This is a genomic window from Rhodococcus sp. Z6_132 (genome assembly GCF_058133635.1).
Genome location: NZ_JBYUNP010000001.1, coordinates 1,142,303 through 1,167,721, shown reverse-complemented (window position 1 = coordinate 1,167,721; position 25,419 = coordinate 1,142,303). Strand labels below are relative to the sequence as shown.

Here is a 25,419-nt window from a genome sequence, read left to right as displayed (position 1 = left end):
GCGGACTTGGGGAGATAAGCGGCCAAGGCACCCGCAAGGGTGCCGTACCGCCCTGCGTCGGTCGGCACCGGACACCCCTTTGTGGCGCCCGTCGCAGGGCCTCTCACTGCGGGCGCAGCGCGGCGAGCAAGGCGGTTCGTGCCTGGATCCAGGTTCGCATCGTCTCGACGCTCGCCTGCAGGGTCTCCCTGGTCAGCCCGCTGCTGGTGGGGACGCTGGCGGCGACCTGGTCGAGGGTCCGCAGCGCAGTCCCGTCCCCGTAGAACCGCTCGAACAACGTCCAGTACGCGGCCTGGTAGGTGCCCTGGAACGCCTCGGAGTCGAGATAGCGGGCCTTGAGGGTGTTGCCGCCGATGCTGCGGCCGGCCCCGGGCTGGTTCGCGGCGTCCGGTGGTGCTCCCGGCCGCCCGGCCACGCCGGGCTGCTCACCGAGACCGGGACGGGGCCGGTCCGCACCAGCTGGCTGCGGCGCACCGCCGCGCTGTGGTCCTCCCTGGGCCTCGCCCCCCATGCTGATCGTGTCGTTCGGCCCGGCGGTGGTGGCGCCGGTCATGGCGAGGTTGAGGTCCCAGGAGACGACCGAGAGCTTCTTGGTCGTCAGGTCGTACCAGAGGTAGTAGTTCTGCCCGGCGCCCGCCATGTCGTCGGCGTTGACCAGCAGGTTTTGGGTGGCGAGGTAGCGGGCGAGGGACTCCACGTCCACCCAGTCGGCGAGGTGCTGGTCGAGCTCGTCGTCGCTGGCGGAGTCCAGCCACTTCACAAAGCTGATGATCGGCTGGACGTCCCCGGTGCCCTCGGCGTTGACCAGGGTGAACTGACCGGTGTAGTCCGCCTGGTCGTCCCCGACGTAGGCGAGCCTCGACGAGGCGTCGGCCTTGTAGAGGTAGCCGTCTCCGTCGAGCAGCGAGCTGGCGTACTGCTCGTCCGGGTGTTCCAGCAGCAGCCGGGTGGTGGTGGCGCCATCGTTGATGGAGTAGACGGAGTACGCGTACCGCTGGGTGGGCTGGTCGGTGGCCGCGGTGAGGGACAGGGCCATCGCCTCGTTGAGGACGGGTGCGCCCGGGCGCACCGACAGCTCAGTCAGGCCCTGGTAGGCCCGACCCTCCACGTACTTGTCGAAGCTGATCAGCAGGGGCAGCGACGTCGGATCATCGCTGGAGATCGCGGACGCACCGGGCAGCCCCATGCCGCCACCAGGCTGCCCACCCCCCGGGCCCTGCGGCAGCTGCATGCCCGCCGGTGGCTGCATGCCCGCCGGTGGCTCCATGCCTTCAGGTGGCTGCATGCCTTCAGGTGGCTCCATGCCTTCAGGTGGCTGCATCCCTTCCGGTGGCTGCATGCCGGGAGGTCCTTGGCCATCCGCAGCAGCACCTGGACCGCGCCCGCCGAGACCCATCAGGGTGGAGTTCCCCTTCAGCCGCACGCCCACGTCGCTGACCAGGGTGCCGTCGATCGTGATGGCGGCCTTCGCCCAGTCCTTGTCCCCGTCCTTCTGGTAGGCCTCGATCATCTCTCGGTACTCGGTGTCGCTGATCTGCACGGCCACCTCGTGGCTGGCCGATGAGTCGAACAGGTCCACCGTCCCGGCGATGTTCTCGGTGATCGACGACGCGATCACCGAGGGATCGCCGGTGATGTACGGACGTACCCGGGCACCCCCGAAGACCGTGGTCATCACCACCACGAAGGCTACGAAGACGGCCAGGACCCTCCAGTGCCGGCGAAGCGGAGTGGGGAGCCGGTGACGCCACCGGGCCCTCGGTGGCGCCTCGTTCACCTCCGCACCCTCGACCATCAGATGTCCGTCTGGTCGTAGCCGGTCAGCACCGTGACGCGCTGCCCTGAGTTGACCTCGGTGAGCGCGGAGACCAGCTCACTGGGCTTGACTCCCTTCTTCAGCTGCGCCGTGAAGTACAGCTCGGTGAGCGCCCCCGACCGCACCGAGTCCGTGGAGACCAGCTCGTGCTCGGTGCAGTGCTCGATCAGGATGTCCTCGACGAGCGCGGCGTAGGCCCCCTCGGGCGGCACCTGCACCTTGACCACCTGGCGCTGCACGTCCAGCTTGAACCAGCTGAACTTGTTCATCAGCACCATCACCAGGCAGATCGCCACGGTCGCGCAGATGGCCAGCAGGTAGAACCGCGTGCCGGTCGTCATGCCGATGGCCATCACCAAGAAGATGAAGCCGACGTCCCTGGTCTCCTTCACCGCGTTGCGGAAGCGGACCACGGACAGCGCACCGACGAGGGCGAACGCCCTGGCGATGTTGGAACCGACCACCAGCATCACCAGCGAGACAACCATGCCGATCATGACCAGCGTCTGCACGTAGGACTGGCTGTAGGAGACGTTCTTGTGCGTGTAGCGGTAGACCCAGCCGATGATCGCCGAGAGCACGAACGACAGCGCCAACGACACGACGATGTCGAACGCCGTGAACGTGCCGCTGAGGTCCTGGATGTCGAAGTTCATGCCGTTCCTGTCGTTGCGGTGAGTGAGTGGGGGCCGAGGTTGACGGCGTCGGACGGGAGCACCAGCTCGGGGGCGCCCGCGAGGGAGCGCGGCGCCAAGGCGAACGCCTGCACGCTCTGGCAGTACTTGGAGACCCGGACCACGGACATGTCCAGCCGGGCGGTGAGGTCGGTCACCCAGTACGGGATGCGCTCGTTGGCCTTGATCTCCAGGATCGCCAGCTTTGGCGGGATGATGAACCGGTTCTCCGCCTCCGAGGCGAAGTGGAAGTCCCGGTCGCGGCCGTGCACCTTGTGGTCGAGCGTGACCCGCAGGCCCAGCTCGGCCCCGGTGCCCACGAACGCCTCGCGCAGGTAGCCGGTGGTGACCACCGGGCGCAGGTCCAGGTTGCCGACCAGCGTGGTGACCTCGTTGACGAACGGCTGCTCGCGGCGACCGCAGCTCAGCTCCTCGCGACCGTGCAGCCAGCGCTGCGCCGTGGCGTAGGGCACAGCCATGCGCCGCTTCTGGGTGACGCGGTTGACCCGCTGCTTGATCTCCACCTGCACGCTGGTGTCGTCCGTGCAGTCGGCCGGGTCGCCGTAGAGACGCAGCCGCAGCTTGCGGCGGAACTTCAGGCCCTCGATCTTCTCCCAGTAGAAGCGCAGGTCCGCGGTGTCGTAGTACAGCGAGGTGACGGGGTACCCGCCCACCGGGGAGTGCTGATCGCTGTCCATCCGCTGCGCCAGCTCGGCGCGCAGTCGCGGCACCGTGAGCTCGTCCACGAGGTACTTGATCTCGTAGCGGTTGAAGGCGTGCAGCCTGCTCGCCGTCGCCTGGTAGCCGCTGGCAGCAGCGCCAACATCGGCTGCCACCTGGTCGACCACCTCCGCCTGCTTGCGATATCGGCCGAGTAATCGCACTTGAGTCTCTCTTTCCGGTTCGCGTTGCGTCCGGACCAGTAGAGGGGGCGAGGCTGGGCACCAGGTGGGACCAACCTGGGGGCGGGCTGTGAACGCGCTGCACGCCGGCCCACGCCGGCTTAGGTCAGCCTCGCCTTGGCCGCTCTAGGGTGGGCGCATGCGCAGAGTCGGATGGTCAGTCGTTGCCGTGGTGGTGGTCGCGCTCGTCGGCTACTTCGTCGCGCCCTGGGTGTACGGCACCTTCATCGCCACCGACGACGCGCCGGCCGCCGCGGTCAGCGCCGAGGGCGCCCAGGCCGCCAGCACCGCCCTGGACGGCCAGTGGACCGTGGTGGCCGGGGACGAGCGCAACCGGACCGCGGCCGGCTACACCGTGCACGAGATCTTGCGCGGCGCCTCGGTCAACGTCGTGGGCACCACCACGTCGGTCACCGGCCAGGCGAGCATCACCGACGACACGCTGACCACCGCCCAGTTCACCATCCAGGTGGCCGACGTCAGCACCGACAGCGCGCAGCGGGACAGCCGCTTCACCGGCCGCGACATCATGGACGTGGCGAGCCACCCGACGGCGACGCTCACGGTGCGCGCGCCCGTCGCCCTCAGCGGCGTGCCCGCCGACGGGGCGGCCGCCACGGTGTCCGTGCCGGTGCAGGTCACCATCAAGGGCACCACCCGGGACGCCACGGTGCCGGTGCAGGTGCTGCGCAGCGGGGACACCCTCGTCGCCTCCGGCAGCGTGCCCGCGACGTGGACCGACTTCGGGGTGCAGCCGCCCAACCTGGGCTTCGTCAGCGTGGACCCGACGGGGACCATCGACTTCCTGGTCAGCCTGGCCAAGCGCTGAGCGGAGGAGTGGCGGAAGCGGAGGGATTTGAACCCCCGGACCCTCTCAGGTCTCTCGCTTTCAAGGCGAGTGCATTCGGCCGCTCTGCCACGCTTCCGCCGCAGAGCATATAGGCACCCCGACCGGCTCACTCCGGGCCGCGGGCCTCCCGCACCAGGGCGCTGTCGGCGCGCTCGAGCACCTCGGCCATCGTGCGCAGCTCGGCGGCGTCGAGCTGGTCGATGAGGTGGGCGCGCACGCCGGCCAGGTGGGTGGGGGCGGCCTCCTCCAGCTGGCGGCGGCCCTCGGCCGTGAGGGTGGCCAGGATTCCGCGACGGTCGTCGGGACACTCCTCGCGCCGCACCAGGCCGGCCTCCTCGAGCCGACGAACCTGGTGGGTGAGGCGGCTGCGAGAGGACACGATGCCGTCGGCGAGGTCGCTCATCCGTACTGAGTTGCCCTCGGTCTCGGACAGGATCACCAGGATGCGGTAGTCGGCCAGGGTCAGCCCGTGCGCCTCGCTCAGCTCGCGGTTGAGCGCCTCCAGCAGGCGCTGGCTGCCCTGGATGAACGCGCGCCAGGCCCGCATCTCGTCCTTGTCCAGCCAGCGCGGCTCAGCAGCGGGTTCGGCGGCACTGCTCTCGACGTTCGCGTGGCTCACGGAGCCAGACTAGAACGGCCCTGCGCCGCCGCGGTCATCACACGTACCGCCGGGCCGCAGCCTCGGCCGCCCGCACGTAGCTGCCCCCGAACAGCACGGCGTGCACCAGCAGCGGGAACAGCTGGTAGAGGGCGAGGCGGTTCTGGTGGCCCGCCGCACGCGGCCACACCTCGTCGTAGGCGGCCAGGGTGCGGGGGGCAGGCGTGCCGAACAGCGCCAGCATGGCCAGGTCCACCTCGCGGTGCCCGCCGTAGGCGGCGGGATCGATCAGCCACGGGCGCCCGTCCTGGCCGGCCAGCACGTTGCCCGACCACAGGTCGCCGTGCAGCCGGGCCGGGGGTTCTGCCGGGCCGACGAGGTCGTCGATGCGCTCGCAGACCCGGCCGACCACGCGGTCCAGCCCTGCCCGCCCAGCCAGCGGGAGGAGCCGGCGCCCCGCGTAGAAGGACGGCCAGTGCGGCGACGGGTCGTTGGGCAGCTCGAGCGGGCCCAGCCGCAGTGGCCGCGTGCCGCCGAAGGCGGGCGCACCCGCCAGGTGCAGCTGCGCCAGGCCGCGCCCGAGCTCCTCCTGGCCGGCCGCGTCGAGCCGACCCACCGCGATCCAGCGCAGCGCGAGCCAGTCCTCACCCACCGCGAGCACCTCGGCCACCCGCAGGGCCCCCGCCGCGGCGAGCCACCGCAGACCCTCGGCCTCGGTGGCGAACTCGCCGGGCGCGGCCCCGGCCCGGGTCTTGACGAAGACCTCCTCCCCGCCGGCCAGGCGGGCGGAGTACGCCTCGTTGAGGTCACCGCCGGCCACTGGACGCAGGTCCAGCACCTCGCGGCCGAGCGCCTCGCTCAGCCGACGGCCCAGCGGCCCCGTCACGTCGCCGCCGTCACGTCGCCGCCGTCACGTCGCCGCCGTCACGTCGCCACCGTCACGTGGCCTCGTGCGTGCGCACCACGGTCAGCAGCCCGCGGCAGGCCGCCTCCACCAGGTCGAGCACGTGCTCGAAGCCGTGCTCGCCGCCGTAGTAGGGATCGGGGACGTCCAGGTAGGCCCTGTCCCCTTCCGGCGCGTCCTCCGACGCCGGGTCGAGCTCGCGGAGCAGCCGGATCTTGTGGTCGGTTCCCGGCGGAGCCAGCGCCAGCAGGTCGATCATGTTGTTTCGGTCGGCGGCGAGGATCAGGTCGAAGGACTCGAAGTCGTCGGTGCGGATCTGGCGCGCCTTGCCCGCCAGGGTGATCCCGCGGGCCGCGGCCGCCGCGGTGGCCCTGCGGTCGGGCGGGTTGCCGGCGTGCCAGCCGCCGGTGCCCGCGCTGTCCACCTCGATCACGTCCTGCAGGCCCTCCTCGGCGAGGAGGTGCCGCATGACACCCTCCGCCGTGGGAGAGCGGCAGATGTTGCCCATGCACACGAAGAGGATCCGCATGACCCGAGGCTAGCGCCGAACACACCGGCACTCGGCGTGCCACTGACCTGGCTGCACCGCTAGCGTCAGAACCCATGTACGCGATCACGATCACTGAGCCCGGCGGACCCGACGTGCTGACCTGGACCGAGGTGGCCGACCCGGTGCCCGGCCCCGGGGAGGTGCTGCTGGACGTGGCCGCCACCGCGCTGAACCGCGCCGACGTGCAGCAGCGGCAGGGCCACTACCCGCCCCCGCCCGGCGCCAGCGACATCCTCGGGCTGGAGTGCTCCGGCGTGGTGGCCGAGCTGGGCGAGGGTGTCACCGGGTGGAACGTGGGCGAGGAGGTGTGCGCGCTGCTCGCCGGCGGCGGGTACGCGGAGAAGGTCGTCGTGCCCGCGGTCCAGCTCATGCCGCTGCCCCAGGGCATCAGCCTGGTGGAGGCGGCCGGGCTGCCCGAGGTGGCCTGCACGGTGTGGTCGAACGTGGTGATGACCGCAGGCCTGCACGCCGGCGACGTGCTGCTGGTGCACGGCGGTGGCGGGGGCATCGGCACGCACGCCATCCAGGTGGGCAAGGCGCTGGGCGCCACGGTGGCCGTCACCGCGGGCAGCGCGGAGAAGCTGGCGCGCTGCCGCGAGCTGGGCGCGGACATCCTCATCAACTACAAGGAGCAGGACTTCGTCGAGGAGCTCCGCTCCGCCACCGACGGCCACGGTGCGGACGTCATCCTGGACAACATGGGCGCCAAGTACCTGGCCCGCAACGTCGACGCCCTGGCCAAGGACGGCCACCTGGTGGTCATCGGCCTGCAGGGTGGCCGCAAGGCCGAGCTGGACCTGGGCAAGATGCTCGCCAAGCGGGCCAGCGTCACCGCCACCGGGCTGCGCGGGCGCCCCGTCACCGGCGAGGCCAGCAAGGCCGAGGTGGTGGCGGCAGTGGTGGACAACGTCTGGCCGATGTACGCCGACGGCCGAGTTCGCCCGATCATCGACACCACCCTGCCGATGGCCGAGGCCGCGCGCGCCCACGAGCTGCTGGACTCCGCCGACGTGGTGGGCAAGATCGTGCTCACCACCGGCTAGGTCGGGTCGACCGCTCCAGCGACGCAGCCTGGCCCCTGCCCAGCGAGGGCACGCCTACGGTGGAAGGAACCGCGCGGTGTGCGTGGCGGCGGCCTGACCAGCAGGCGGCGGCCTGCACCAGGGAGAGGAACCCATGACACAACCGCACCAGTTCCACGTCGTCGGCCCCGGGACGGACCGTCCGGCACCCGCGAAGGGCACCAAGGCACCCGAGGGCGGCAGCCCACCGAGCGAGATGCTGCAGCAGCCGGCCAAGGTGATGCGGATCGGCACGATGGTCAAGCAGCTGCTGGAGGAGGTGCGTGGCGCGCCGCTGGACGAGGCGAGCCGCAGCCGCCTGCGCGACATCTACGCCGCGTCCGTCAAGGAGCTCGAGCCGAGCCTGTCGCCCGAGCTGCGCGAGGAGCTCGACCGCCTGGCCACCCCGTTCAGCTCCGAGCAGGCCCCGTCGGACGGGGAGCTGCGGGTGGCGCAGGCGCAGTTGGTCGGCTGGCTGGAAGGGGTCTTCCACGGCATCCAGGCCGCCGTGTTCGCCCAGCAGATGGCCTCGCGGGCCCAGCTGGAGCAGCTGCAGCGCGGCGCGCTGCCGCCGGGCATGACCAGCGAGCCACCGGCCGGCGCGAGCACCGGCCAGTACCTGTAGACCGCCGGGTCAGCCCCCGCTGCCGCAGAGGGTGCTGGTGGCGCTGTCGATGTAGAGCTGGGCCACCTGGTCGCCGCTGAGCGTGCTCTTGGCCAGCCCGGCCGCCAGCGCACCGGCCGGCACCAGCAGCTTCTTCATGTCGGCGATGTTGGCGCCGCGCCCCAGCTCGTCGCACACGGCCTGACCGATGGTGAGCTCGGTGGCGCCGGTGGCGGTGGGGGTGAGCCCGCCCTTCTGCAGGGCGTCCAGGTACGCGCTCTTGCTCGGCGTGGTGCCGCTGGAGCGGGGCACCTCCGGCGGCGGGTAGAGCTTGGTGTCCAGCGGCACCTGCGCGATCGAGGACGGCGACCGCACCACCGGCGGGGGTGCGGCAGTCACCGGGGCCGTGGTGGTGGCGCGCGGGACCGGGGACGGGGTGGCGGCGGCCTGCGGAGCCGGCGTGACCGCCGGCGAAGTGGTCGGCTCTGACGTCGGCGCGGGCGGGGTCGGCGTGGTGGTCGAGCTGCTCACCGGGGGCAGTGGCTCCTCGGCCGGCGCGTCGCTGCCGCATCCCGCCGTCAGCGCCACCGCGGTGGCAGCCACCATGGCTCCGAGCATGAACTTCCGAGCCATCGAAAAGCCTCCCTCTGCTGGCACAACCGTCACAGGCTACCCCGAGCGCGCCGCGGGTCCGGGGGTACCGAGGCCGTAGGCGGTAGTCTCGGCGACCGTGTCAGTCACAGCAAGCGTCGAGACCTCCGAACCGCTCCGCGGCGCGCCGTCCCGCAGCTACGCCCGGGCCTTCGAGGACCTCAGGACGGGGTTCAACCAGCGCGAGCTGTGGGCCCACCTGGGGTTTCAGGACATCAAGCAGCGCTACCGCCGCAGCCTCCTCGGGCCCATCTGGATCACCATCGCCACGGGCGCGACCGCCACCGCGATGGGGCTGATGTACTCGGTGCTCTTCGGCCAGGACCTCAAGGTGCTGCTGCCGCACATCACCCTCGGGCTGATCGTCTGGAACATGATCTCCGGCTGCATCCTCGAGGGCGCCGCGGTCTTCTCCAGCAACGTGGGCCTGATCACCCAGCTGCCCGCCCCGCTGAGCGTGCACGTCTACCGCATGGTGTGGCGCCAGCTGCTGCTGTTCGCGCACAACCTGATCATCTACTTCATCCTGCTGGCGGTGTTCCAGATCCCGATCCACTGGACGGTGTTCACCGCGTTCGCCGCCCTGGGGCTGCTCGCGGTGAACGGGATCTGGATCGGGCTGGTCGCCGGCATCGTGGCCACCCGCTTCCGCGACATCCAGCCCATCCTGGAGAGCGCGGTGCAGCTGCTGTTCTTCATGACGCCGATCGTGTGGATGACCGAGACCATCCGGCAGAACGGTGGGGACTACGCCGAGCGAGCCCGGCTGGCCGAGCTCAACCCGCTCTACCACTACCTGGAGATCATCCGGGCGCCCATGCTCGGCCAGGACCAGGCGGCCTACCACTGGTACATCGTGCTGGCCTTCACCGCCGCCGGCTGGGCACTGGCCCTGTGGGCCCTCCGCAACTACCGGGCCCGCGTGGCCTACTGGGTGTGACGAACTGTGACTGACGTAAGTATCGAGACGCACGGCGCCTGCATCGACTTCCCCATCTTCGACGCCAAGAGCCGCTCGCTGAAGAAGGCCTTCCTGGGCAAGGCCGGTGGCGCCATCGGCCGCAACGACAGCAACGTCGTGGTGATCGAGGCGCTGCGCGACGTCACCCTCAGCCTCAAGCTGGGCGACCGCGTCGGCCTGGTCGGGCACAACGGCGCCGGCAAGTCCACCCTGCTGCGGCTGCTGTCGGGCATCTACGAGCCCACCCGCGGCAGCGCCGTGGTGCGGGGCCGGGTGGCCCCGGTGTTCGACCTCGGCGTCGGCATGGACCCGGAGATCTCCGGCTACGAGAACATCATCATCCGGGGGCTGTTCCTGGGCCAGACCCGCAAGTCGATGCTGGCCAAGATGGACGAGATCATCGACTTCACCGAGCTCGGCGAGTACATCTCCATGCCGCTGCGCACCTACTCCACCGGCATGCGGGTGCGGCTGGCGCTGGGCGTGGTCACCAGCATCAACCCGGAGATCCTGCTGCTCGACGAGGGGATCGGCGCGGTGGACGCGGCGTTCCTGCGCAAGGCCAAGAACCGGCTGCGCGACCTGGTCTCCCGCTCCGGGATCCTGGTGTTCGCCAGCCACTCCGACGAGTTCCTGCTGCAGCTGTGCAACTCGGCGCTGTGGATCGACCACGGCACCATCCGGGAGGCCGGGGAGATCCGCGACATCCTGATCTCCTACAAGGGACCCGAGGCCGGCGAGACCGTGGACCGGATGCTGGCGGAGATGGCGAAGGAAGACGCCAAGGACGCTGCTGCCCAGGGCGCCGACCCCGCGATCACGGGGTGAGCGCGGCCCCCACCGGTGCCGGCACGATCGTCGCCGTCGTCGTCACCATGCACCGCGCCGAGCTGCTCGCCCAGTCGCTGAAGGTGCTCACCACCCAGAGCCGCCCGATCGACCACCTGGTGGTGGTGGACAACGGCAACGAGGAGCAGGTGCGCGAGCTGGTCGAGGCCGCGCCCGTGCCCACCACCTACCTCGGCTCGCAGCACAACCTCGGTGGTGCCGGTGGCTTCGCGCTGGGCATGCTGCACGCGCTGAGCCTGGGCGCGGACTGGCTGTGGCTGGCCGACGACGATGGCCGCCCGGAGGGACCGGAGGTGCTGGCCACGCTGCTGCACTGCGCGCAGCGCCACGGCCTGGCGGCGGTCTCGCCCGTGGTCTGCAACATCAACGACCCGGACAAGCTGGCGTTCCCGCTGCGCCGCGGTGTGGTGTGGCGCCGCCGCCGCAGCGAGCTCAGCGTCACCGACGCCGACGAGCTCATCCCCGGCTACGCCTCCCTGTTCAACGGAGCGCTGTTCTCCGCCCGCTGCGTGGACGCGGTGGGGGTGCCCGACCTGCGGCTGTTCGTGCGCGGCGACGAGGTGGAGATCCACCGGCGGCTCGCCCGCTCCGGCCTGCCGTTCGGCACCTGCCTGAGCACCGCCTACCTGCACCCGGACGGCACCGACGAGTTCCGGCCGATCCTGGGCGGGCGCATGCACACCCAGTACCCGGACAACGACACCAAGCGCTTCTACACCTACCGCAACCGCGGCTACCTGATGGCGCAGCCCGGCATGCGCAAGCTGCTGCCGCAGGAGTGGCTGCGCTTCAGCTGGTACTTCCTCGTCACCCGCCGCGACCCGAAGGGGCTGCGCGAGTGGTTCCGGCTGCGCTCGCTCGGGCGCAAGGAGCGGTTCAGCCGTCCCTGAGCCTCACCAGGTGACGATGCGGCTCGCCGACACCGACGATGGCATGGCGGCGCGCAGGGGAAGCAGCTGGTCAGGGGCCACGACGATGTAGACGTCGGGACTCTCAGTCAGCACCCGCTGCACCGACGACACCACCTCCGGCAAGGTGTTGCCGAGAAAGTCGATGTTGCTCGTGGCGGTGTTGTCCTCCCACCGCCACGTGTTCGTCAGCGCGAAGTACCACTGCGTGGACATCATCGGGTGGATGCGTCCGTCCGTCGGGTAGGCGATGAAGATGACCGGTGCATCGGAGTACCGGTCGTGCACCGCACCCGCGACGTCGACCAGCTCCGCAGCAGGCACCGGACGGGCCACCAGGTCCTGCTGGACCAGGCGCAGCTGGGCCCCGGGAGCCGTGGAGGGCAGTCCCACCGAGGTCATGTCGGGGGTCGCCAGGCCGAACGCCTGGGTGACCGCCACGGCGGCGGCAGCGGCGCTGAACGCCGGCACCACCGGAGCACCGCGACGTCGCGGCAGCCAGCGCACCAGCAGGTAACCGAGCGGCACCACCGCGATGATCAGCAGCGTGATCTCCACGCCGGTGGCGAACTTGAAGAAGTAGTAGCTCAGCTTGTCCCGGTTGGCCAGCTGGAACGCGGCGAGGCATCCCCCCACCAGCACGGCGACGAGCGCGACACCCACCAGCCCGACGACGCGAGCATCGCGTCGCCTGCCCCGACCTCGCCCGGTCCAGGCAAGCATGGCGCACAGGGCGGCGCAGCCGAGCAGTGCCATGATGATCACCCCCAGCTGCGGAGTCTCCGTCCCGCCGATCGCCAGGAGCGCGTCCTCACCGGGAGCACCGACCAGCACCACCACGGCAGCGCGGAGGACGGCCGCGACGGTCGCCACGGCCACCACGGCGCACACGACGGCGGTGCCTCGTCCGGCACGCCAGCGCGACCGTCGCAACGGGAGGGCCACCACCAGCGCAGCCGGCGCCGCGAGCACCAGCAGCAGGATCCAGCTGTTCGCCACGGCTGCGGTCGCGCCACCGAGGGCGGCAAGATGGATCGGGGAGAGCACTCTGGCCATCGGCACGGCAACCAGGGCGATGGCAGCCACCAGCACGCAGGCCATGGCGAAGTTCACGAACCCGAGCTGGATGGCCGGTGCGCCCGGACCGAAGATCAGCACGGCCCCCACGAACGACACCAGCGGCAGGGCCAGCACCGGCCGACGCCGAAGAACGGGCAGCGCGCAGATCCCGGCCGTGGCCGTGAGCACCAGGCCGCACGTGAGCAGCGCCAGCGCCTGGCTGTACACGACCAGCTCGGTCGCCGCTGGGCCCACGCGCGGGCCGGTCAACAGCTCCACCAGCGTCGCCGCACTCGCGTGGAATGCCTGGGGGTAGTGCGCGAACTGCCACTGGCCGGTTGCGGGCGGAGCCATGCGGTCCACCGTCAGCCCGTGCTCCCGGATCATCTGCACCATGGAGAAGTGCGCCGAGTGGTCCCACCCACCCATCAGCAGGCTCAGCGTGGCGACGCCGGACTTGGCCTGCAGCCACGGCCAGAGCACCACGGCCGCGAGCCCGGTCAGCAGCACCGGGTAGGCGTCAACCACCGCGAGCCGCGGCACGAGCTCCCGCAGGCGCTCCCGCGGCCGGGTTCCCGCCGCGACCCAGCCGCTGAGCCCGCCCAGCGCTGCCGCCACCAGCACAGCCCCTCGCCCCAGGGCGCCGACCGGCAGGTCCCACCACCACAGCAGCGGCACCCACCCCAGCAGCAGGCACGCAGCGAGCAGGATCCGGCGCGAGAGCTGCCTGGAGGTGGGGATTGCCAGCACTACGATCGCCGTCAGCACGAGCATCACCGCTCCGTGCAGGAGGCCTTCCACGCGTGCCCAGCACAGCAGCCCGGCCAGCACACCACCTACCGCCACACCTCGCCCTCGACGCCCCCAGGCGCCAGCGCGCACCGGTCGCGGGGTCCCTGACGGATCAGCACCGGTGCGCGCCCCGACGGTGGCCTCGGCTTCCTGGCGCACCACCACGGCTACCAGCACCTCAGGGCGGTGATCGCAGCGGCGCGGAGGGGCGATGGCCTCTCACCGTGCTGCGTGCTGATCGCCCCTGGTCTCACCGGCGAGATCTCGGTCCGCACTGCTGCCTGCTCTCTCGTCGTCCGTCGTCTGGGGGGCACGCGTAGGCGATGGGACCGGTGCCCTCCGCCCCGAGCCCTGGTGGTGCTCGGCGCTCGTGGTGACCGTCACCCAAGAACACCATAGGTGGGGCCCAGGCTCGGCGACCGGGCAGCACAGACCACCAAACTTCCAGTGACACGGGGCAATTGGGACGCAGAGCGGGAAATGACCGGCGCGCCCTCGATCGGGGCTCCGCCGCTTGAGTACCGTTCAGTTAGTGATGCCAACAGAAGCGAGGCGTGCGGTTGTGGGGCGACCCGCTGGCCCGGTGGGGCAGGTTTTGGTGGTGCTTCCTGCGCTGAACGAGGAGGCCTCGGTGGCGCAGGTGGTGCAGCAGGTGCGCCGTGCTCACCCCCGCGCGAACCTGCTGGTGGTCGACGACGGATCCACCGACCGCACCGCCAGCGTGGCCCGTGCCGCCGGCGCTGACGTGCTCCGGCTGCCGTTCAACCTCGGGGTCGGCGGGGCGATGCGGGCGGCATTCCGCTACGCCCACGCGCACGGGGTGTCCTACGTAGTCCAGGTGGACGCCGACGGCCAGCACGACCCCGCCGAGATCGACGAGCTGCTGGACGCGGCCCGCACCGCCGACGTCGTGGTCGGCGCACGCTTCGCCGGGCGCGGCACCTACCAGGCCAAGGGACCGCGGCGGTGGGCGATGCGGCTGCTCGCCGCCGTGCTCAGCCGCGTCACCGGCACCCGGCTCACTGACCCCACCTCGGGCTTCCGCGTCAGCGGCCCCCGCGCCATCCCAGTGTTCGCCCGGCACTACCCGGAGGAGTACCTCGGTGACACCGTCGAGTCGCTGGTCATCGCCCACCGTGTGGGGCTGACCATCACCCAGGTTCCCGTGGAGATGCGGGTGCGGGCCGCCGGGGCCGCCAGCCAGAGCCCGGCCCGCGCCGCCCTCTACCTGCTGCGGGTGGGCGTGGCCGTGGTCCTCGCGCTGTTCCGGCAGGTGCCCGAGACCGATCCTCGCGACCTCCAGCTGAGGAGTGCCGCGTGAGCCGTCTCGCGGTCGGGTCGCTGGTGCTCGCCGCGGTGCTGCTGGTGCTGGTGTTCGAGCTGCTCCGCCGCCGGCGACTGCGCGAGAAGTACGCGGCGATCTGGGTGGCCGTCGCCCTGAGCGCGATGGTGCTGGCCATCTTCCCGTCCCTGCTGTTCCGGGCCGCTGACCTCGCCGGCGTGCAGACCCCGAGCAACCTGTTGTTCCTGGTGTCGCTGGTGGTGCTGCTGGCCATCTCCCTGCAGCTGTCCGGGGAGGTGGGCGAGCTCGAGGAGCAGACTCGGACGCTGGCCGAGGAGACGGGCGCAATGCGCCTGGAGCTGGAGCGCCTGCGCAATCGGGTGGAGGCGGCCTCGGACGGCGCTGAGCCCAGGGACCCGGACGCCGACGCCTGGCCAGGGAGCTAGTCGGTCGGAACGGCCGGAGCAGCGGCAGGGGTCTTGAAGATCACCATGCGCTGCACCACGAAGTTGATGACGGTGGCGGTGCCCTGCGCCACCACGTAGGCCAGCGTGGTGCCCACCAGGTTGTGCTCCACGTACAGCAGCACCAGCGCGTTGACGCCGATCTGTGCCGCGAAGGTTGCGGCGTAGAGCAGCAGCACCGCGGCGAACTGGCCGCGTCCGCCCTGGGACTGGAACGTCCACCGCCGGTTGATCAGGTACGCGGTGGTGGTGCCCAGCACGAAGCTGATGGCCTTGGCCAGGTGGATGTAGACGTCAAGCTGCAGCATCAGCTGGTACGTGCCGAAGTCGACGATGGCAGACAGCCCACCGGTGATGACGAACCGCACCAGCTGCGTCCGCAGCGGCAGCTGGACCGCGACGGTCTCGGTGGCAGCCACGGATCTCCTCAGGTGTTGCGCTGACGCGTGCTGGGGCTGGTGCCCTCCGCCCGAAGGGCGCACTCGGATCGACAGTACCGGCTGGTCACCGGCGCGCGACTGCGCCCCCAGGCCATGCACCGCATCGCCGGTTACAGTCCCTCGCATGATCCTTCGCACAGCCGGTGGCTGGCGATCACGGATCGGCTGGGGGGTCGCAACGCTCGCGGTGGCAACCATCGTGCTCGGGGTGCTGGCGGTGCTGGCACCCGTTCGGGTGGACGATCCGGTCGTGACGTGGCCGCAGGCCGGGCAGCAACCCGTCTCCACCATCGTTCCGCTGTCTCCGTACCGCCCCCTGGAGCTGACGGCGACGGTGCCCTGCACCGCACTCGAGCAATCCAGCACTGCCGGCGCCTCGGCTGCCGTGGGAGGTGGGGCCGCCGGCCCCGGTGAGGCCCTGCGGACGCTGCCGGCCGACGCGGCTCACGGGCGCGACCAGGGGCTGGTGGTGGCGGCCACGGGCGGGCGGGTGACGGTGGTGGCCTCCGGCGCCACGCTGGTGGACGAGCCGCTGCCCGCCGGCGGCTGCACCTACCAGGTGCGCGCGGACGGCTCCGGGATCGAGGTGGCGCGGGACGGGATGGTGCTCGCCCAGCGGCCCGACCTGCTGGTGCCCCAGGTGGCCGAGCTGGCGACCAGCGCCACCGGCGCCGCGGCCACCGGCCTGAGCGTGCAGCTGCACACCGACGCCCGCTACCAGTCCAGCCCGACCACGCTGAAGATCGTGCTGCTGGTGGCACACGCGCTGAGCCTGCTGGCACTGCTGGCCACGGCGCTGCTGGCCTGGCCGGGGCTGCGCCGGGCGCCGGTGGCCTGGCCCCGCCCCCGGGTGCCGGACGCCCTCGTGGCGGCGGCCTCGGTGGCGTGGATGTTCCTGGCGCCGGTGAACATCGACGACTCCTGGTACCTGCTGATGTCTCGCAACGCCGCGGAGACCGGTGCCGTGGGCAACTACATCAACATGTTCAACAGCGCGGAGAACCCGTTCGTGCTGAGCCAGTACGCCATGCAGGCGTGGGGGGTGGCCGGCAGCTGGAGCCTGCTCTGGATGCGGGTGCTCCCCCTGGTCTACGGCCTGCTCACCTACGTGGTGCTCCGGGTGTTGCTGGGCACTCTGCTGCGCCACTACCTGGCTGGCCGGAGCAGCCGGCTGGACTCCCGGGCGCCGTGGGCCCTGGCGCTGGCGCACCTGGTGTGGTGGCTGCCCTACGGGATGACCCTGCGACCCGAGCCGCTCATCGTGCTGGGTGGCGCGCTGGTGCTGGCGCTCAGCGAGCTGGGCCGGCTGCGTCGGTCGGTGGGGCTGGTGGTGGTGGCCACCGCGGTGGCCGCGGTGACGCTGACGGCGTCCCCGACCGCGCTGGTGGCGGCCGCGCCGCTGCTGCTGCACCTGCCCTGGGGATGGCGCTGGCTGCGGGCCACCGGGTGGCTGAACCGGGTGGCGGCGGTGCTCGCGCTGGGCGCCGCCACCACTGCCCTGGTGCCCGTGGGCCTGGCCGACGCCACCCTGGGCGACGTCATCGAGGGCACGTCGGTGCGCACCTACTACTACTTCCGCTACCGCTGGTACGAGGAGTTCCAGCACTACGTCAGCCTGATGAGCTCGCCGTGGTCGGTTCGGCTGCCGGTGCTGCTCACTCTGGCGGTGCTAGTCACCGCCCTGGTCACCGTGGGCAGCGGTCGCCGCCTGGGGCCGCTGCGGCGCCTGGCCCTCGCCCAGGCCACGGTGGTGGTCCTGGCCCTGGTGGCGCTGGCTCCCACCCCGTCCAAGTGGGTCAACCACTTCGGGGCGATCGCCGCACCCGCCACCGTGCTGCTGGCCCTGGCACTGCTGAGCACTCCGCTGCCGCGGCGCTCCCGGACGTCGGCCCGCGTGCTCGCGGCCGGGTTCGCCGTCGTCGCCGCCTCCGCGGCGTTCGCCGGGCCCAACAGCTGGCGACCGTTCAGCGACTGGGGGCAGCCCTTCGGCACCCACGTGCTGGTCGACACCCCGCTGCAGCGCTGGTCCACCGCCCCACAGCTCGGCCTGCTGCAGCCCCGCAGCCCGCTGCTGTGGCTGATGGTCGCCGGGCTGGGCCTGTGGTGGGCGTGGCGGCGGCGCACGCGCGGCACACCCACCGCGGTCACCGCCGACCGCACGGTGCTGTGGGGGGCCACCGCCCTCGGCGTGGTGCTGTCGCTGGTGGTGTTCGTCGTCGCGCCGCTGCGCCAGCACCCCGGGCCCTCGGTGGCCGCGGTGAACCTTAACTTCCTCACCGGCGACCGGTGCGGCCTCGCCCCGCACGTGCAGGTCGACCAGGACGGCCGCCAGCAGAGTGCCGCCACCCTGCTGGCCGACTCAGCCGTGCTCGCCGACCAGGTGACGGCGGCGTTGTGGCCGTGCGTGCGCCAGGTGCAGGCCCGCGACGGCATGGTGCAGGCGCCGCGCTACCGCATCCAGGCCGGCGAGGAGCTGGAGGCCGCCACCGCCGCCAACGCCTACACCGAGCTCAACGGCGGGGTGTTCGCCGCGATCTCCCGCACCGCCACCGGCACCGAGCTGGACACCACCCTGGTTCCCAGCCCCGGGGCGCCGAGGCTGAAGTGGGGCCACCTCGAGGAGCTGTCGTACCCGCTGCCGGTGGGTCTGGTGGACGTGCAGGTGGGCACGGTGCAGCGCTCGGGCTGGGCTCGGCTGCCCACCCTGGCCACCGTCGACTACACCGGCCGCGACAACAGCCCCCACGCGGTGAACACCCCGTAGCGACGTCGACCACGGGTGACCGGCTCTGGGGGTACCACCGGGTAACCTGCAGACCTATGCCTGCGACCCAGCCCCACTCCCCGTCAGGGACGACCCAGCGGTCACTCAGCGGCTGGGGGCGCACCTCTCCCACGCTGTCCACGGTCCGCACCGTGCGCACCCCGCAGGACGTGCTCGACGCGCTGGGCGACGCCGGAGAGCGCGGCCTGATCGCCCGCGGCCTGGGCCGCAGCTACGGCGACCCCGCGCAGAACGCCGGCGGCACCGTGCTGGACATGACCGGCCTGGACCGCTTCCACTCCCTGGACGCCGACACCGGCGTGGTGGACCTGGACGCCGGGGTGAGCCTGGACGCCCTGATGCGCCGCACCATCGCCTTCGGCCTGTGGGTGCCCGTGCTGCCGGGCACCCGCCAGGTCACCATCGGTGGCGCGATCGCGTCGGACATCCACGGCAAGAACCACCACACCGCGGGCAGCTTCGGCAACCACGTGCTGTCGATGGACCTGCTCACCGCCGACGGCGAGGTGCGCACGCTCACCCCCGAGGGGGAGTCCGCTCCGCTGTTCTGGGCCACGGTGGGCGGGATGGGCCTCACCGGCGTCATCCTGCGCGCGCGCATCCAGCTCAAGCACACCCAGAGCGCGTACTTCCTCGTCGACTCCGACCGCACCGCCAGCTTCGAGGAGACCCTGGAGCTGTTCAGCAACGGCTCCGACGCCGGCTACGACTACTCGATGGCCTGGTTCGACGCCATCACCACCGGGCCCAAGATGGGCCGGGCGGTGTTCTCCCGGGGCTCGCTGGCCACGGTGGACCAGCTGCCCGCCAAGCTCGCGCACGACCCGCTGAAGTTCGAGGCACCGCAGCTGCTCAGCTTCCCGGACGTCTTCCCCAACGGCCTGGCCAACAAGCTGACCTTCGGCGCACTCGGTGAGGTCTGGTACCGCAAGGCCCCCAAGCGCGGCCGCGGAATGGTGCAGAACCTCACCGCCTTCTACCACCCGCTGGACATGTTCGGGGAGTGGAACCGGGCGTACGGCTCCAAGGGGTTTCTGCAGTACCAGTTCATCATTCCCTTCGAGGCCCGGGCCGAGCTGCGCCAGATCATGGAGCGCATCGCCGGGTCGGGCCACGTGTCCTTCCTCAACGTCCTCAAGCGGATGGGGGAGGGCAACCAGGCGCCGCTGTCGTTCCCCCGCGCCGGCTGGACCATCACCGTCGACCTGCCCATCACCGCCGGGCTGCACGAGCTGTGCAGCGAGCTGGACCAGCGGGTGCTGGACGCCGGCGGCCGCCTCTACCTGGCCAAGGAGTCGCGCACCACCGCCGCGACCTTCGCGGCGATGTACCCGCGGCTGGAGGAGTGGCGCGAGGTGCGTCGCGCGGTCGACCCCCACGGAATGTTCGTCTCTGACATGGCACGAAGGCTGGAGCTGTTGTGATCGACGCTGTTGGAAACCCCCAGACGCTGCTGCTGCTGGGAGGAACCTCGGAGATCGCGCTGGCCACCGCCGCCGCCTACGCCGGGCGCCGCCCGCTGCGGGTGATCCTCGCCGCCCGCCCCTCCGACCGGCGGGACGCCGCCGAGGTCACCCTGCGTGAGCTAGGTGCCACCGTGGAGTCGGTGGACTTCGACGCCCGCGCCACCGACACCCACCCCAAGGCCATCGAGCAGTGCTTCGCCGGCGGGGACGTCGACGTGTCGCTGGTGGCCTTCGGCCTGCTCGGTGACCAGGAGCAGGCGTGGACCGACGTCACCGCCGCCGTGGCGCTGGCGGAGACCAACTACGTGGGCGCGGTGTCGGTGGGCGTGCTGCTGGCCGAGCGGCTGCAGGCGCAGGGCCACGGCTCCATCGTGGCGCTGTCCACCGTGGCCGCGGAGCGTCCGCGCCGGTCCAACTTCGTCTACGGTTCCACCAAGGCGGGCCTGGACGCGTTCTACACCGGACTCACCGAGGCCCTGCGCCCGGCCGGGATCCACGTCGCCGTGGTTCGCCCCGGGTTCGTGCGCAGCCGGATGACCGAGGGCATGGACGCCGCGCCGCTGGCCACCACACCCGAGGCTGTGGCGCAGGTGATCCTGGACGTGGTGCGCAACAAGAAGGAGCAGGCATGGGCACCGGCACCGCTGCGGGCAGTGATGAGCACGCTGCGGCACGTCCCGCGACCGATCTTCCGTCGCCTGCCGGTCTGACCACCACCACCGAGCGCCCCGCACCGCCCCGCTCCGACACCCCCGCCCCGCGCGACCGCGACCGCGGTCCCCTGCTGGTGACGCTGCTCGCCGTCCTGTCCGGCCTGTGCACGCTGGGCTTCGTGCTGGCCCCGGTCACCGAGCACACCGCCAGCTACTCCTGGGCGAGCGCCACGGACGGGACGGCGGCGGCCCTGCCGCTGCTGCCCTACCAGCCGATGGCGCTGGACGTCAGCCTGCCGTGCACGGCGGTGGCCGCCGCCGTCGACGGCACCGTGCTGTCCACCTACCCGCTGGACTCCACCTCCCCCGCCGGCCTCCGGGTGGACAAGGTGGGCACCGGGCTCTCCGTGCTGTCCAACGGGTCGCCGCTGGCCACGGACGTGGCGCTGCCCGCCTCCTGCAACCGGCTGACGCTGAGCTTCACCCCGCAGGCCCAGGTGGTGGCCGCCGACGGCGCTGAGCTCGCCCGCGTGGACGCCGACCAGCGTCCCCAGGTGGTCGGGTTCTTCACCCCGCTGGACGGGCAGGACGGCCTCTCCGCCGAGACCGTGGCCGACACCCGCTTCGACACCTCCCCGTCGGTGCTGAAGTACCTGCTGGGTGCCGCGGCGGTGGTCGCACTGGTGGCCGCCCTGGCGCTGGTGCGCCGCGGTGAGCGGCACCGACGGCAGCTGCCGTGGGCCCCGGCCGGGGCGTGGCGACCCCGGGCGTCCGACGGCGTGGTCACCCTGGTGCTCGCCGTCTGGGCGGTGATCGGCCCGTCCACGGTGGACGACGGCTACATCATGGGCATCCTGCGGGGCCGGGGCGAGGCCGGCTTCGTGGGCAACTACTCGCACTGGTTCAACGCCCCCGAGGCGCCGTTCGGCTGGTTCTACGAGCCCTACTCGTGGTGGGCCGCCATCAGCGCCGACCCGGTGTGGATGCGCCTCCCCGCGCTGGTGGCCGGCGTGCTCAGCTGGCTGGTGCTCAGCCGGCTGCTGGCACCACGCCTGTTCCGGGCCCGCGCCACCCTGCTGGTGGCGGTCGCCATGCCCACGGCGTTCCTGGTGTGGTGGCTGCCGTTCAACAGCGGCGTGCGGCCGGAGCCGCTGATCGCGCTGGGCGCCGCCCTGGTGCTGGTGTGCGTCGACCGCGCCCGGGTCACCCGCACCGTGCTGCCACTGGCCCTGGGTGGCCTCGCCGCCGGGCTCACCCTTGGGCTGGGACCCACCGGGGTCATCGCGTTCCTGCCCTTCCTGGCGATGCTCGTCCCGCTGCTGCGCTGGCTGCGCACGCTGCCCGCGCTGCAGCTGCTGGCCGCCGCCACCGCCCTGCTGGCCTCGGTCGGGCTATCGCTGCTGGTGATGTGCGGCGACCAGAGCCTCGCGGCACTGCTGTCGGCCAACCACGCCCGCACCGAGATCGGCCCCAGCCTGGGCTGGCAGGAGGAGCTGGCGCGCTACCAGGCCCTCGCCAACCAGAGCTACATCGAGGGATCGCTGTTCCGCCGGCTGCCGCTGCTGGCCAGCCTGGCCGGTGCCGCGCTGCTGCTGTTCACCACGGTGGGCGGCCGCACCGTGGCCGGGCTCAACCGGCGGGTCAGCCACCTGCTCACCCTCACGTTCCTGCTCTGCTTCGCCGCCATCGCCTTCACCCCCACCAAGTGGACGCACCACTTCGGCGCGTTCGCGGTGCTCGGGGCGGCCGTGCTGGTGGCCGCCGTGCACGCTGCCGCTGCCGCCGCGCACACCTCCCCCGCCCGCCGTGCTGCCGTGTACGCCGGCGCCGGCGTGGTCTTCGGACTCACCCTCTACGGCAACAACACCTGGTGGTACCTGTCCTCCCTGGCGGTGCCCTTCGGTGGGCGCCCGCCGGCGCTGGGGGGAGTTGGCCTGAGCACCCCGGTGATGGTGCTCGGCGTGCTGGTCGCGCTCGGCGTGGTGGTCTGGGGCACCTGGCGCGGTCGCCGCGGACCGCAGCGCGACGCCGCCGCCGCCCGTCGTGCCGCCGGGCTGGTGGTGGCCGCCCTGGTGCTGGCCGTGCTGGCGCAGGTCGGCACGTTCGCCGTGGTGCTGCAGCAGCGCGGCGAGGCCTACAGCGTCCCGCGCGCAGGCCTGGCCAGCCTCACCGGCAGCACCTGCTCGCTGGAGCAGGCCCTGCTGGTGGAGCCCCGCAAGGCCGACGGGGTGCTGGGCACCGCCACGGAGCCTCCCACCACCGGCGGCTTCGCCCCGGTGGCTGCCGGGGCCGAGCTACCTGCCTGGCAGTCGGCGCCCACCGGCACCTCCCGGCTGAGCACCACCTGGGTCGCCCTGCCGGAGCGGGCGCGCACCGGCACCGTGCCGCTGGTGGTCGCCGCCCAGGGCGCACCCGACCCAGCCACCACCCTCACCGTCCAGCTCCGCACGGGCCCGGGGGCAGCTCCGGTGGACGTGCCCCTCACGCCCGGTCCCGCGCTGACCGACGCACGGGTGGACGTGTCCGCCGTCGCCCCGGAGGCCACCGAGGTGCGGCTGGTGGCAGCACACACCGCCCGCCCGGGCCGTCCGGCGCTGCTGGTCGCCCCGCCCCGGGTCCCGGTCACCCAGACGCTGGCCGAGCTCACCGCCGGACGGACCGTGGCCACCGACTGGACGTCGGCCTTCTACTTCCCCTGCACCGCCCAGCCGCAGGCCGTGGCCGGCCGGGCGGAGGTCGCCGACTTCCGGCTCGCCGGCAGCGGCGGCTACGTCGACGGCGGACAGGTGAACTACGCCCCTGGCGCCGGCGGGACGTTCGCCGGGGTGGCGGCCGTGACCGAGCTGGTGGAGATCCCCACCTACCTCAGCAACGACTCGACCACGGACGTCGCGCACCTGTACCGCATGCAGCCGCGCTACTCCAGCACCCTCACCGCCGCAGTCGAGCACGACGTGACCCGGCAGAGCTGGTCCACGCAGCCGTCACTGCTGGTGCCTGCAACCTGACCTAGCGTCTCGGGCTGGCTGCCTGATCCCGCCGCGGCGCCATTACGCCTGGTCACCGGGTGTTTACGGGTTGGCTTTCGAGTGGTGCCGAAGGCCCGGTGGGCAGAACAATCAGCGAGCATGAGGGCCGAGGCCGCAGAGAGCACCGATGGGCGGACCAGCGCTGTGGGTCTGCGCCGCACGGCCGCCAGCCCGGGTCGGCCGGCGCCCCCTGGCCCGGCACCGCGCCGCGGGCGTCGCACCGTCGTGCTGCTGGCGGCGGCGGCGCTGGTGGCGCTGCTGTGCACCACGGCCGTCCAGCTGGCTGCGCGCCGGCTGACGCTGGCCCCGCCCACCGTCTCGGCCACGCGCTCCGCGGTGGTGGTCGTGGCCCTGGTCGCAGTCTTCGTCCCGCTGGCGGCCTCGGTGCTGCTGGTGCGCGCGCCACGATGGCGCCTGCTGGGCACGGTGCTGTCCTGGGCGTCGCTGGCTGCCCTGGTCAGCGTGGTGCTCGCGGTGCCGCTGGGGGGCTCTCGGCTGTACCTCAACGGAGTGAGCGTCGACCAGGACTTCCGCACCCAGCTGCTCACCCGGCTCACCGACTCCGCCGCGCTGGGCAGCCCGGGCGGCAGCGACATGAGCTACGCCGACCTGCCGTCCTACTACCCCACTGGCTGGTTCTGGGTGGGTGGGCGCCTGGCCGACGGGCTGGGGCTGCCTGGCTGGCAGATCTACCAGCCCCTGGCCATCGGCACGCTGGCCGTCGGCGCAGTGGTGGCGGCGGTGCTCTGGGCACGGCTGCTGCGACCGGACCACGCCGTGGTGGTGGCCGCGACCAGCGCAGTGGTGGCCGTCCCGGTGGGGGCGCCCGAGCCCTACGCCGCGGTGCTGGCCATGGTGGCTCCACCGGTGCTGGTGGTGGCCTGGACGGGCCTGCGCGCCAGCGGTGGCCGCCGGCGCTGGCTTCCGTCGATGGTGGCAACCGGGGTCTTTCTCGGCGTCACGGCCATGTTCTACACCCTCTACCTGGGGCTGTGGACGCTGGTGGTGACGACGATGGCCCTGCTGGCGGCCTGGCTCGCTGGGCGCCGCACCCCGGGCGGAGGCCGGGCAGCGGCGCTCACCGTCCTGGTGCGGCTGGTGCCGGCGGCGCTGGTCGCCGGGACGCTGGCCCTGCTGGTGTGGGCGCCCTACCTGTGGCGAGTGGCGCAGGGCGGGCCCAGCTCTGGCGCGGCCCAGCGCTACCTGCCCAGCTACGGCGCCTACCTGATGCTGCCGATGACGGTGCCGTCGATGCTGGGCCTGCTCTGCCTGGTCGGCACCGTGTGGCTGGTGCTGCGCGCTGGCAGCTCACCGGTGGCGCAGGCACTGGGCATCGGTGTGCTCTGCGTCTACGCGTGGTCGCTGCTGTCGCTGCTCGCGGTGTTCGCCCAGACCACCCTGCTGAGCTTCCGCCTGCAGGCACCGCTGGAGGTGCTCCTCGCCTGCGCAGGTGCACTGGGCGTGCTGGAGGCGGCCCAGGGGGTGGCCGCGCAGCTGCGTGCCCGCCACCGGCAGGACCTGCTGCGCCCGGCAGGGACGGCGCTGGTGGTGCTGGCGCTGGCCGGAGCGTTCGGGCTGGCGCAGGCGATCCCGGCGACCTTGTCCACCGAGATCGGCCGGGCCTACACCGACCCCACCGCCGACGGAACACGCGCCGACGGCGCGCCTGCCGGTGACGCCGCCTTCTACCCACAGCTGGACGCGGTCATCCGCAGCCAGACCCAGCGCCCTCCGCGGGACGTGGTGGTGCTCAGCACCGACTACCGCTGGCTGTCCTTCTACCCGTACCGGGGATTCCAGATGGTGTCTCCGCACTACGCCAACCCCCTCGCCGAGTTCCCCGCCCGAGCGGAGCAGGTGCAGCGCTGGGCCGCATCCACCGACCCCACCGACCTGCTCCGCCAGCTCGACGCCAGCGCGTGGCCAGCGCCGCAGGTGTTCGTCCTGCGCGAGGACGGCGCGGGCTACAGCCTCCAGCTCTCCGCCGACGCCTACCCGGCGAACCCCAACGTGCGCTTCTACACCGTGGTCCTGCCCAAGGCCCTGTTCGACCACCCTGCGTTCACCACCACCCGGGTCGGACCGTTCACCGTCGTGGTGCGAGACGAGTGAACGCCACGG

At 72.1% G+C, this 25,419-nt stretch carries 22 protein-coding genes and 1 tRNA gene; 13 read left to right on the top strand and 10 right to left on the bottom strand.

The window, feature by feature from the left end:
* Positions 1-103 precede the first annotated feature (103 nt).
* From AC3YO9_RS05415 to AC3YO9_RS05405, 3 genes are read right to left on the bottom strand one after another with little or no spacing between them, the layout of a single operon-like run.
* A complete protein-coding gene (locus AC3YO9_RS05415) occupies positions 104-1,795 on the bottom strand; it encodes a CotH kinase family protein (protein ID WP_489982386.1) in 1,692 nt (563 codons plus the stop codon).
* Positions 1,795-2,472 carry a DUF4956 domain-containing protein gene (locus AC3YO9_RS05410; RefSeq protein ID WP_127781704.1) on the bottom strand — a complete coding sequence of 226 codons (678 nt, stop codon included), beginning with the start codon at positions 2,470-2,472 and terminating at the stop codon, positions 1,795-1,797. Before AC3YO9_RS05410 ends, AC3YO9_RS05415 begins: the two co-directional genes overlap by 1 nt.
* Positions 2,469-3,326 carry a polyphosphate polymerase domain-containing protein gene (locus AC3YO9_RS05405; protein WP_489982385.1) on the bottom strand — a complete coding sequence of 286 codons (858 nt, stop codon included), beginning with the start codon at positions 3,324-3,326 and terminating at the stop codon, positions 2,469-2,471. The genes AC3YO9_RS05410 and AC3YO9_RS05405 overlap by 4 nt, the downstream gene beginning before the upstream one ends.
* A 205-nt stretch (positions 3,327-3,531) precedes the next feature.
* On the opposite strand from AC3YO9_RS05405, the gene AC3YO9_RS05400 reads away from it, so the two are divergent.
* A complete protein-coding gene (locus AC3YO9_RS05400; RefSeq protein WP_489982384.1) occupies positions 3,532-4,221 on the top strand; it encodes a YceI family protein in 690 nt (229 codons plus the stop codon).
* Between the two features lie 9 nt (positions 4,222-4,230).
* On the opposite strand, the gene AC3YO9_RS05395 is transcribed toward AC3YO9_RS05400, so the two are convergent.
* The 4 genes from AC3YO9_RS05395 to AC3YO9_RS05380 all read right to left on the bottom strand — a co-directional run bounded on the left by AC3YO9_RS05395 (position 4,231) and on the right by AC3YO9_RS05380 (position 6,273).
* Positions 4,231-4,318, bottom strand: a tRNA-Ser gene (locus AC3YO9_RS05395).
* Between the two features lie 30 nt (positions 4,319-4,348).
* Positions 4,349-4,789: a MarR family winged helix-turn-helix transcriptional regulator gene (locus AC3YO9_RS05390; RefSeq protein WP_489982582.1), complete on the bottom strand. Its 441-nt coding sequence runs from the start codon at positions 4,787-4,789 to the stop codon at positions 4,349-4,351.
* A 109-nt stretch (positions 4,790-4,898) separates the two neighbouring features.
* On the bottom strand, positions 4,899-5,726 hold the full coding sequence (locus AC3YO9_RS05385; RefSeq protein WP_489982383.1) for a fructosamine kinase family protein: 828 nt from the start codon (positions 5,724-5,726) through the stop codon (positions 4,899-4,901).
* Between the two features lie 52 nt (positions 5,727-5,778).
* Positions 5,779-6,273, bottom strand: coding sequence for a low molecular weight protein-tyrosine-phosphatase (locus AC3YO9_RS05380; RefSeq protein WP_489982382.1), 495 nt, complete (start codon positions 6,271-6,273; stop codon positions 5,779-5,781).
* A 74-nt stretch (positions 6,274-6,347) separates the two neighbouring features.
* On the opposite strand from AC3YO9_RS05380, the gene AC3YO9_RS05375 reads away from it, so the two are divergent.
* Together AC3YO9_RS05375 and AC3YO9_RS05370 are read left to right on the top strand one after the other, a co-directional pair.
* Positions 6,348-7,337: an NAD(P)H-quinone oxidoreductase gene (locus AC3YO9_RS05375; RefSeq protein WP_489982381.1), complete on the top strand. Its 990-nt coding sequence runs from the start codon at positions 6,348-6,350 to the stop codon at positions 7,335-7,337.
* Between the two features lie 133 nt (positions 7,338-7,470).
* Positions 7,471-7,980, top strand: a complete 510-nt coding sequence (locus AC3YO9_RS05370; protein WP_127781698.1) for a bacterial proteasome activator family protein — start codon at positions 7,471-7,473, stop codon at positions 7,978-7,980.
* A gap of 9 nt (positions 7,981-7,989) precedes the next feature.
* Here the strand turns inward: AC3YO9_RS05370 and AC3YO9_RS05365 are convergent, their stop codons facing one another.
* A complete protein-coding gene (locus AC3YO9_RS05365; RefSeq protein ID WP_127781697.1) occupies positions 7,990-8,592 on the bottom strand; it encodes a DUF732 domain-containing protein in 603 nt (200 codons plus the stop codon).
* Between the two features lie 97 nt (positions 8,593-8,689).
* Here AC3YO9_RS05365 and wzm point away from each other — a divergent pair, with 97 nt between their 5' ends.
* From wzm to glfT1, 3 genes are read left to right on the top strand one after another with little or no spacing between them, the layout of a single operon-like run.
* A complete protein-coding gene (gene wzm, locus AC3YO9_RS05360; RefSeq protein WP_489982380.1) occupies positions 8,690-9,550 on the top strand; it encodes a galactan export ABC transporter permease subunit Wzm/RfbD in 861 nt (286 codons plus the stop codon).
* A gap of 6 nt (positions 9,551-9,556) precedes the next feature.
* Positions 9,557-10,399 (top strand): galactan export ABC transporter ATP-binding subunit Wzt/RfbE, encoded by an 843-nt coding sequence (gene wzt, locus AC3YO9_RS05355; protein WP_127781695.1) that lies wholly within the window; start codon positions 9,557-9,559, stop codon positions 10,397-10,399.
* Positions 10,396-11,310: a galactofuranosyltransferase GlfT1 gene (gene glfT1 / locus AC3YO9_RS05350; RefSeq protein WP_164860539.1), complete on the top strand. Its 915-nt coding sequence runs from the start codon at positions 10,396-10,398 to the stop codon at positions 11,308-11,310. Before wzt ends, glfT1 begins: the two co-directional genes overlap by 4 nt.
* Before the next feature lie 3 nt (positions 11,311-11,313).
* On the opposite strand, the gene AC3YO9_RS05345 is transcribed toward glfT1, so the two are convergent.
* Complete coding sequence (locus tag AC3YO9_RS05345) at positions 11,314-13,161, bottom strand: hypothetical protein (RefSeq protein WP_489982379.1); 1,848 nt, start codon at positions 13,159-13,161, stop codon at positions 11,314-11,316.
* Between the two features lie 619 nt (positions 13,162-13,780).
* Here AC3YO9_RS05345 and AC3YO9_RS05340 point away from each other — a divergent pair.
* Together AC3YO9_RS05340 and AC3YO9_RS05335 are read left to right on the top strand one after the other, a co-directional pair.
* Entirely contained in the window at positions 13,781-14,500 is a 720-nt protein-coding gene (locus AC3YO9_RS05340; RefSeq protein ID WP_489982378.1) for a glycosyltransferase family 2 protein, read from the top strand.
* Entirely contained in the window at positions 14,497-14,907 is a 411-nt protein-coding gene (locus tag AC3YO9_RS05335; protein ID WP_489982377.1) for a DUF2304 domain-containing protein, read from the top strand. Before AC3YO9_RS05340 ends, AC3YO9_RS05335 begins: the two co-directional genes overlap by 4 nt.
* On the opposite strand, the gene AC3YO9_RS05330 is transcribed toward AC3YO9_RS05335, so the two are convergent.
* A complete protein-coding gene (locus AC3YO9_RS05330) occupies positions 14,904-15,344 on the bottom strand; it encodes a GtrA family protein (RefSeq protein ID WP_489982376.1) in 441 nt (146 codons plus the stop codon). The two genes, AC3YO9_RS05335 and AC3YO9_RS05330, sit on opposite strands and share 4 nt — an antisense overlap.
* 145 nt (positions 15,345-15,489) lie before the next feature.
* Here AC3YO9_RS05330 and AC3YO9_RS05325 point away from each other — a divergent pair, with 145 nt between their 5' ends.
* The 5 genes from AC3YO9_RS05325 (at position 15,490) to AC3YO9_RS05305 (ending at position 25,410) form a co-directional block, all read left to right on the top strand.
* Positions 15,490-18,129, top strand: coding sequence for an arabinosyltransferase domain-containing protein (locus AC3YO9_RS05325; RefSeq protein ID WP_489982375.1), 2,640 nt, complete (start codon positions 15,490-15,492; stop codon positions 18,127-18,129).
* 56 nt (positions 18,130-18,185) lie between these two features.
* Entirely contained in the window at positions 18,186-19,574 is a 1,389-nt protein-coding gene (gene dprE1, locus AC3YO9_RS05320) for a decaprenylphosphoryl-beta-D-ribose oxidase (RefSeq protein WP_489982374.1), read from the top strand.
* Complete coding sequence (gene dprE2, locus AC3YO9_RS05315) at positions 19,571-20,326, top strand: decaprenylphospho-beta-D-erythro-pentofuranosid-2-ulose 2-reductase (RefSeq protein ID WP_489982373.1); 756 nt, start codon at positions 19,571-19,573, stop codon at positions 20,324-20,326. Before dprE1 ends, dprE2 begins: the two co-directional genes overlap by 4 nt.
* Positions 20,245-23,277, top strand: a complete 3,033-nt coding sequence (locus AC3YO9_RS05310; RefSeq protein WP_489982372.1) for an arabinosyltransferase domain-containing protein — start codon at positions 20,245-20,247, stop codon at positions 23,275-23,277. Before dprE2 ends, AC3YO9_RS05310 begins: the two co-directional genes overlap by 82 nt.
* A gap of 120 nt (positions 23,278-23,397) precedes the next feature.
* Positions 23,398-25,410 (top strand): arabinofuranosyltransferase, encoded by a 2,013-nt coding sequence (locus AC3YO9_RS05305; protein ID WP_489982371.1) that lies wholly within the window; start codon positions 23,398-23,400, stop codon positions 25,408-25,410.
* Positions 25,411-25,419: the final 9 nt, after the last annotated feature.